Origin of the sequence: Methylobacterium sp. E-065 (assembly GCF_022829605.1) — a bacterium.
GTDB lineage: Bacteria > Pseudomonadota > Alphaproteobacteria > Rhizobiales > Beijerinckiaceae > Methylobacterium.
In genome coordinates this window covers 1-7,824 of sequence record NZ_JAKSYD010000101.1, presented here as the reverse complement: position 1 = coordinate 7,824, position 7,824 = coordinate 1, and the positions used below count along the sequence as shown (strand labels likewise).

Annotated in this window: 5 protein-coding genes; 2 read left to right on the top strand and 3 right to left on the bottom strand. The window is 69.0% G+C overall.

The features are described 5' to 3' along the window. The first annotated feature begins 362 nt into the window (after positions 1 to 362). On the top strand, positions 363 to 2,390 hold the full coding sequence (locus tag MKK84_RS11190; protein WP_243919704.1) for a M23 family metallopeptidase: 2,028 nt from the start codon (positions 363 to 365) through the stop codon (positions 2,388 to 2,390). A gap of 15 nt (positions 2,391 to 2,405) precedes the next feature. Here the strand turns inward: MKK84_RS11190 and gluQRS are convergent, their stop codons facing one another. The 3 genes from gluQRS to MKK84_RS11175 form a co-directional block, all read right to left on the bottom strand. Then, positions 2,406 to 3,269, bottom strand: coding sequence for a tRNA glutamyl-Q(34) synthetase GluQRS (gene gluQRS, locus MKK84_RS11185; protein WP_243919702.1), 864 nt, complete (start codon positions 3,267 to 3,269; stop codon positions 2,406 to 2,408). Further along, positions 3,266 to 3,547 (bottom strand): hypothetical protein, encoded by a 282-nt coding sequence (locus MKK84_RS11180; RefSeq protein WP_243919701.1) that lies wholly within the window; start codon positions 3,545 to 3,547, stop codon positions 3,266 to 3,268. The genes gluQRS and MKK84_RS11180 overlap by 4 nt, the downstream gene beginning before the upstream one ends. Before the next feature lie 98 nt (positions 3,548 to 3,645). Further along, on the bottom strand, positions 3,646 to 5,676 hold the full coding sequence (locus MKK84_RS11175) for an ATP-binding protein (RefSeq protein ID WP_243919700.1): 2,031 nt from the start codon (positions 5,674 to 5,676) through the stop codon (positions 3,646 to 3,648). A 195-nt stretch (positions 5,677 to 5,871) separates the two neighbouring features. On the opposite strand from MKK84_RS11175, the gene MKK84_RS11170 reads away from it, so the two are divergent. Continuing rightward, positions 5,872 to 7,515, top strand: coding sequence for a GMC family oxidoreductase (locus MKK84_RS11170; RefSeq protein ID WP_243919699.1), 1,644 nt, complete (start codon positions 5,872 to 5,874; stop codon positions 7,513 to 7,515). Positions 7,516 to 7,824 lie beyond the last annotated feature (309 nt).

The following is a 7,824-nucleotide window of genomic DNA, read 5'->3' as shown; positions in this document are numbered from 1 at the left end:
AGAGGCAAACAGAAGGCCGCCCGGCTACTCAGCCGGCCAAACCCGCCACTTGTCAGAAGATGCTTCAGCGCCCGGGCCACTTCCGCGGCCGGCGCCGATGAACCGGGGTATACGGAGACAGCACGGACACGTCAACCGCTTTTTTGCGGAAATCTGGCCCCCCCCCGCCCCGTCGGGCCTGTGCTTTCGGGAGTCCACGTCGGCTTGCAGGTGCGTGCGGGGCGCCTCAATCTGGACACGCTGCGTCGTGAGATGGTCGGGCCGGTGGCGCACACCCGCTCCGGTGCGGCGGAACCCAGCCGCGGGTTCTTTTAGAGACCCGCCTGACGCTCCGTTCGCCATCGTCTTCTCAGGGCCATCGAGTGAAGCGCGCGCGACTTAAGATCGGTGATGTGGCCTCCTCGAGCTTCGGGCGCGGGCTCCAGGCGCCGCTCGATGAGCTCGGCGCAACCGCGAGCCAGATTGATCGGCGGTCGGTCAATTTGCGCTGGCTCTGCGCCAGTACCCTCACGGGCCTGACCGGAGCCTGCCTGATCGCGGCGGCGCTTCATGTCTCTCTCCAGGGCGATGTCTCCTTCGCTGCCATCCCCGAGCGCGTCACCGTTCCTGCCCGTCCGCAGCCGAGCGAGAGCGGCGCCAATCTGGCCCGTAAGGGCGACCGGCTCGTGCGCAACCTGATGATTGCGTCGGCCAAGCAGAGCTTCCGGGCACCGGTGACGGTCAGGCTGGGTGATCGCGAGATCATCAAAGCCAAGGCGTTCGTGCGGCTCAGCACGCCGCTTTCGATGACGACCGGGGTCTACACGACAGAGCCGCCGCGCTTCGATCCCATGAAGTTCGTGTCCGACGAACCGCTCGAGCGTGCACCCGATGCCGCGGCCGACGCCCCCGGGGCTGAAGTCACAGTCGTCAAGCGTGACCTCGCCGATGTCGCCGACGCGGCCAACGCCCCAGGACTCACCGACGACGACGTCACCGCGCAGGTCGAGGAAGAACGGCGTATCGCCGCCGAGGCCGGCCGCCGAGCCACGATCCCGATCGCGCCGCAGATCATGCTATCGCGGACCCTTCGGCAAGGTTCCGCCGGCGACACGGACGGTGCCGGACCCAAGGATGCGAATCCGTTCAAATCCATCGAGGTTCTCGTCGTCCCCGAGAACGTCACGAAGGTCGCCAAGGTCGAGCTGAAGCCCAACGAGGCGCCGCTCGTCGAGGAGCGCGACCTCGCGCTCAAGCGTGGCGAGACCGTCGAGAGCACGCTCAAAGCCACCGGATTCGCGGGCGACGACGTGATCCGCGGCGTCGTCGCGGCCCTCGGTGGCAAGGCGCGTCTGGCCGCTCTCGCCGAGGGTCAGCCGATGCGCGTGCAGATCGCGCCGGGCCCGCGCCCCGGCGACCCGCGCCAGGTCACACGCGTGGTGCTGTACGGCGAGGCCGGCATCGAAGGGATCGCCGCCCTGAACGATCGCGGCGCCTTCGTCTCGGTGGCTCCCCCTGCCGAGGAGGCCCCCTCCGCCAAGCCGCAGCAGCAGGCCGATGCCGGCGACGATGAGGACTCGGATACGGGCTCTGGTCCCCGGCTCTATCAGAGCCTTTACGAAACGGCCGCGCGCCACAGTCTGCCGCGATCGACCGTGGAGGATATCGTCCGCATCTTCAGCTACGACCTCGACTTCCAGCGCCGGATCGGCAGCGGTGACGACGTCGATGTCTTCTATAGCTACGACGACGAGGCGAGTGCGGACCGGCCAGACCTGCTCTACGCGGCGCTGACAGTCGGCGGCGAGACGCACAAGGTCTACCGGTTTCAATCCCCCGACGACGGCACCATCGACTATTTCGATGAGCAGGGGCGATCACTCAAGAAATTTCTGCTGCGCAAAGCCATCGCCGATGGGATCATGCGCTCCGGCTTCGGCTACCGGCGCCATCCGATCCTGGGCTACGCGCGCCTTCACACGGGCGTCGATTGGGCGAATCCGATCGGCACGCCGATCATGGCCACGGGGAATGGCGTGGTGATCCGGGCCGAGATGACGTCGGGCGGCTACGGCAACCGGGTCGAGATCCAGCACATCAACGGCTACGTGACGACCTACAACCACATGCAGCGGTTCGGCCGCGGCATCCGGGAGGGCGTCAAGGTCCGGCAGGGACAGGTGATCGGCTATCTCGGCTCGACGGGTCTCTCCACCGGACCCCACCTCCATTACGAGGTGATCATCAACGGCCACTTCGTGGACCCGATGAAGATCCGCGTCCCCCGCGGCCGCGAGCTCGACGGGCGCCTGCTCGCCGAGTTCAGACGGCAGCGCGAGCAGATCGACGTCACGATGCAGAAGTCGAAGAGCGCGACCGCCCTCGCCCAGCGCGACGCGATCGTGCGCTGAGACCTCTCCGTCGGGTCAGCTGAACCCGAGCTGCATGCGAATCTGTCTGGGCGTGACGCCGGCCTCGCGAAGATCGGCGAGCGATTGCGAGCCCCGCGACTTGGCGAGTTTCTCGCCTTCCGCATCGAGCAGCAGCGGGTGATGCCGATACTGCGGCGTCGGAAGTCCGAGGAGTTTCTGGAGCAGAACGTGGAGGTCGGTGGCCGCCTCCAGGTCGCGGCCGCGCACCACATGGCTGATCCCCTCCGCCGCGTCGTCGTGCACCACGGCCAGATGATAGCTCGTCGGGATGTCCCGGCGGGCGATCACCGCGTCACCCCAGCGGGCGGGATCGGTGGCGATCCGCTGTGCGCCTGTCGCGTCGAAGGCGACGTAGGCGAGGTCCGGGCCAGTGCATCGGAGCGCGGCCGTCATATCGAGACGCCAGGTATGCGGCGCGCCCAGGGCGAGGTTCTCGGCGACGCGGGCGGGGTCGAGGCTCCGGCAGGTGCCGGGATAAAGCGGGGCGCCGTCCGGATCGCAGTCCGTTGTGTTGCCTGACTCAGCCAGGGCGCGGACCTGGCCACGCGAGCAGAAGCACGGATAGGCGAGCCGCCGGTCGATCAGGTCGTCACGGGCGGCCCGGTAGTCCCCCATGTGGTCGGATTGGCGCCGGACCGGTTCGGGATAGCGCAGGCCGAGCCAAGCGAGATCGGCGAAGATCGCGTCGATCAGCGCGGGCTTGGAGCGCTGTGGGTCGATATCCTCGATCCGCAGGCGGCAGATCCCGCCCATCCGCTCGGCGAGATCGGCGTTGAGCAGGGCGGAGTAAGCGTGTCCGAGATGAAGGCGCCCGTTCGGACTCGGCGCGAAGCGGAGAACCGGCGCGCCGAGGCTCACCCGTCGGCGCGGCGCAGGCAGTGCGGCGCGACGGGCTGGCAGGCGATGCCCGGGAGCGAGCAGGCCGGTCCCTCGGCGAGGCGCTGGCAGACCTGGCAGCCGTCGGTCCATTCGAGGCAGGTCGGATCCTCGGCGACGGAGCGCGCCGGCGCCGGGTGACGGGCCGGCAGAAGCGCGCCGAGCAGGACCGTCACGATCACCAGGGCGACGATGCCCCAGACGACGAGCGCGTCGCTCGACGAGCGCGGACCGGGCGACGGATGAACGGCTGACGACATGGGATCCTGTTGGCGTGGGAGGAGCCGACCTGTCAACGCGGGCGCGGCTCCGAGCCGTTCGTGTGGGCCGAACCAGTGTCCAGGCGGCGGAGAGCCTCCTAGGCCGCCTGCGCCGAGCGGCGCTCCAGCAATGCCGGAAGGAGCTTCAGGTTGAGCGGCTTCGCCAGGAACCCGTCGAAGCCGGCCGCCCGGGCGGCGGCCTCGTCCTCGCGGCTGACATTGGCGGTGAGCGCGACGAGATGGAGATGGTCGGGACCGTCCGATTCGGCGGCGCGGATCCGGCGGGCGGTCTCGTGCCCGTCGAGGCGCGGCATGCGCACGTCGATCAGCGCGAGGTCGAACGGGCCGTTCGTGTCGAGCTGTTCCAGCGCCGCCATGCCATCGACGGCATGGACGACCTCGGCGCCGAGGCGTTCCAGGGCGCGCGTCGCCAGTAAGGCGTTGATCGGGTTGTCCTCAGCGAGAAGGACGCGCATCCCGGCGCCGGCCCGCGGCAGGGCGGCGGGCGGAATGGCCGGGATCTCGGTCGGGCCGGGGGGCGCCAACAGGCGCTCGAACAGGGACCGCTCCCGGACGGGCTTGATCAGGTAGCCGTCGAACCCGGCCGCCCCCGCGGCGCCAAAGCCGCGCCGGTCGAACGGTGAGAGCAGCACGAGGCTGCAGCTGACACCGCAGGCCCGGGCCGCGTCGGCGAGCTGCCGCACCGCCGCATCCCCCAGCGCCCGATCCGCCAGCATGACGTCGAAGGCTGCGCCCGACAGGGCGTCGAGCCCGGATTCCAGGGTGTCGACGATCACCGTCGCCGCGCCGCCCCGGGACAGGCCGCGGGCGAGGTAGGGCGCCTGGAACGGTGAATCGGCGACGATCAGGCAGCGCCGCCCGTCGAGGCGCGGCAGCAACTCGGAGCGGTCGCTCGCGACGACCTCCGGCAGCGGCAGCAGGACCCGGAAGGTGGTGCCCCGCCCGACGCAGGAGGTCGCCTCGATCCGTCCGCCCATCCGGGTCACGAGGCGCCGTGTGATGGCGAGACCGAGCCCCGTGCCCTCGTGACTCCGGCTGGCGCTGCCGTCCCCCTGCTCGAACTCCTCGAACAGGATCGGCAGACGATCCTCCGGGATTCCCGGCCCGGTATCCGCGACGGTGAGCACCACCTCGTTCGGGCCGGTCTCGCTTGGCGCGAACGTGAGGCTGACACCGACGCCGCCCCGCTCGGTGAACTTGATGGCGTTGCCCGCGAGATTGATCAGGATCTGCCGCACCCGGTCGGCATCGCCCACGAGACCCGTCGGAAAGCCTTCGGCCACGTCGAGGGCGATCTCGATCCCCTTGTCCTGCGCCCGCGGCGCCAGCAGCTCGACCACGCCCTCCGCCACGGACGGCAGGCTGAACGGCTCGGCGGCGAGATCGAGACGGCCGGCTTCGATCCGCGAGAAGTCGAGGACGCCGTCGATCAGGCTGAGCAGCGCCTGGCCGCTGGTGCGCACCGCCTCCACATAGGTGCGCTGCTCCGGATTGAGTTCGGTCCCGAGGACGAGTTCGGCCATCCCCAGGATTCCGTTGAGCGGCGTGCGCATCTCGTGGCTGACGGTCGCAAGGAACCGGGACTTCGCGACGCTCGCCGATTCCGCCCGCTCAAGCGCGGCATCGCGGCTGCGGATCGCCTCCACCCGGGCGGTCACGTCCCGGCCCGCACGCAGCCAGTGCATCGCGTCGCCATGCGCCACCGGCATCTCGACGAAGGCGAACCAGCGCACGCGGCCATCGACCGTGCGGACCTGCGCCTCCATGCGGCGGACCCCGTCGCCGCCGATCTCGACGGCGTTGCGATCCAGGATCTCAAGGTCGGTCTGCGCGCCGAGCAGTTCGATCGGCTCGCGCCCGAGGAGGTGGGCATACTCCTCGTTGACGTAGGTGATGCGGCCCCGGGCGTCGCGCTGGACGATCACCTCGGTGGTCGCGGCCACGAGGGCACGGTAGCGGTCCTCGCTCTCGCTGATCCGCCACAGGCGGTCGTGCATCCGTTCGGCCTCGCCGTCGTCCGGCCCGGCCCGCCGCACGCGCCATCGATCGACCGCGAGCGCGGCGGCGACCACGAGCGCCAGAACCAGCGCAATGTCCTCGACGACCATCGATGCCTCCCCGGCAGGAGGCCGGTCCGCCGCAGGATCGCAGGCGAAGCTGAAGGCCGTGTTGGGAAATGCGCTTAACCGGCGGTTGCAGCGCGTGTCGTCGGATACGCCGCCGAAGCGCGATCCGATTGGCGGCTCGCGAGTTGCCTGCCAGGACGATGGGCCCAGGACATTCGGCCCGGACGGAGACACCCCATGCCCGGTGAGCACTATGACGTCATCATCGTCGGATCCGGCCCGGGGGGCGGGACGATGGCGTGGCGTCTGGCCCAGACCGGCAAGCGCATCCTGCTGATCGAGCGCGGCGACTATCTCCTGCGCGAGCCCCGCAATTGGGACAGCCAGGCGGTGATCGTCGATGGTTACTATCAGGCCAAGGAGACGTGGTATTCCTCGGACGGCAAGAGCTTCCATCCCGGCCTGCACTATTACGTCGGTGGAAACTCCAAATTCTACGGCTCGATCCTGTTCCGCCTCCGCGAGCAGGACTTCTCCGAGATCCGCCACGAGGACGGGATCGCGCCGGCCTGGCCGGTCGGCTACGACGAATTCGAGCCCTATTACCAAGCCGCCGAAGAGCTGTTCCACGTCCACGGCCTGCGCGGCGAGGATCCGACCGAGCCGTGGTCGAGGAAGCCCTACGCCCATCCGCCGGTGGCGAACGAACCCCGGATTCAGGAGCTGTTCGACAACCTGAAGCAGGCCGGCCACCAGCCGTTCCACCTCCCCGTCGGCGTGCGCCTCGTGGAGAAGGACGGTCGGGCGGTGCCGACCTCGCCCTGTATCAAGTGTGAATCCTTCGACGGTTTCCCCTGCCCCACCAACGGCAAGTCCGACGCGCAGACCATGGTGGTGGATCCGGCCCTGCGGGACTGCCCGAACCTCACGCTGCTCACCCGCACCATGATCGAGCGTCTCGTCACCGATCCGGCCGGACGGACCGTGACCGGTGTGGTGGGTGAGCGCGACGGCGCGCCGTTCGAAGCCTCGGCCGACCTCGTGGTGGTGGCCTGCGGGGCCCTGTCGTCGGCCCTGCTGATGCTCCGTTCGGCGAGCGACCGGCACCCGACCGGTCTCGCCAACGGCTCCGATCAGGTCGGGCGCAACTACATGCGCCACAACAACTCGACGATTCTGGCGATCTCGAAGACGCCGAACCCGACGCGATTCCAGAAGACACTCGGCCTCAACGACTTCTATTTCGGCGATCCCGACCCGAAGGACGGCTGGGATTTCCCCCTCGGCCACATCCAGATGGTCGGCAAGTCCGACGGCGCGCAGATCCACGGCGAGGGCTTGCCCGGATTCCTGCAATGGTTCCCCAACAAGCCGTTCGATTGGATCGCCAAGCATTCGGTCGATTTCTGGCTGACCTCCGAGGACATCCCGCTGGCGAAGAACCGGATCTTCTACAAGGACGGAAAGGTCCATCTCGATCTCACCGAGACGAACAGCGAGGCGCACAAGCGCCTGCGGCACAAGCTCCAGCAGATCTGCAGCTTCACCGACATCCACCCGCAGCTGTTCGACCGCTCGCTCTACCTCGGCAAGAACGTGCCGATCGGCGGCACCGCCCACCAGGCCGGGACGCTGCGGTTCGGCGACGATCCGGCGACCTCGGTCCTGGACCGGAATTGCAAGGCCCATCAGCTCGACAACCTGTACGTGACCGACGCGAGCTTCTTCCCCTCGATCGGCGCCGTGAATCCGACCCTGACGATCATCGCCAATGCCCTTCGGGTCGCCGACCATCTCGTGGCGCGGATGGGTGCCAAGGACGAGATCCCCGCGCCGCGCCTCTACGACTACACCGAGCCGCGCGAGCCGATGCCGGCGTGACCCGGCAGGTTGGGTTGCTCTCGGACGTGCATCATCGTCCCCGCGCGCCTTTCGGCGCCGGGGGCATGGCCCAAGAGTGACAACACGCGGGACGCGGGACGCCGCGGTAACCCAGGTGTCGGCCAAGTAACGCGCGGGATCCGGTCCCCGCGGCGCCCGCGGCATCGACCGGGCATGGTCCCCGGCCGGTGCCGTCTTTCTCGTCGCGGTGTCTCCGACGTCCCGATCCTGCGACTCCCCGTTAGCGGTCTCGGGCGGGGTGCACGCACCCCCGGAACCCGCATCGGCGCCGTGGCCTTCCAGCCGTCC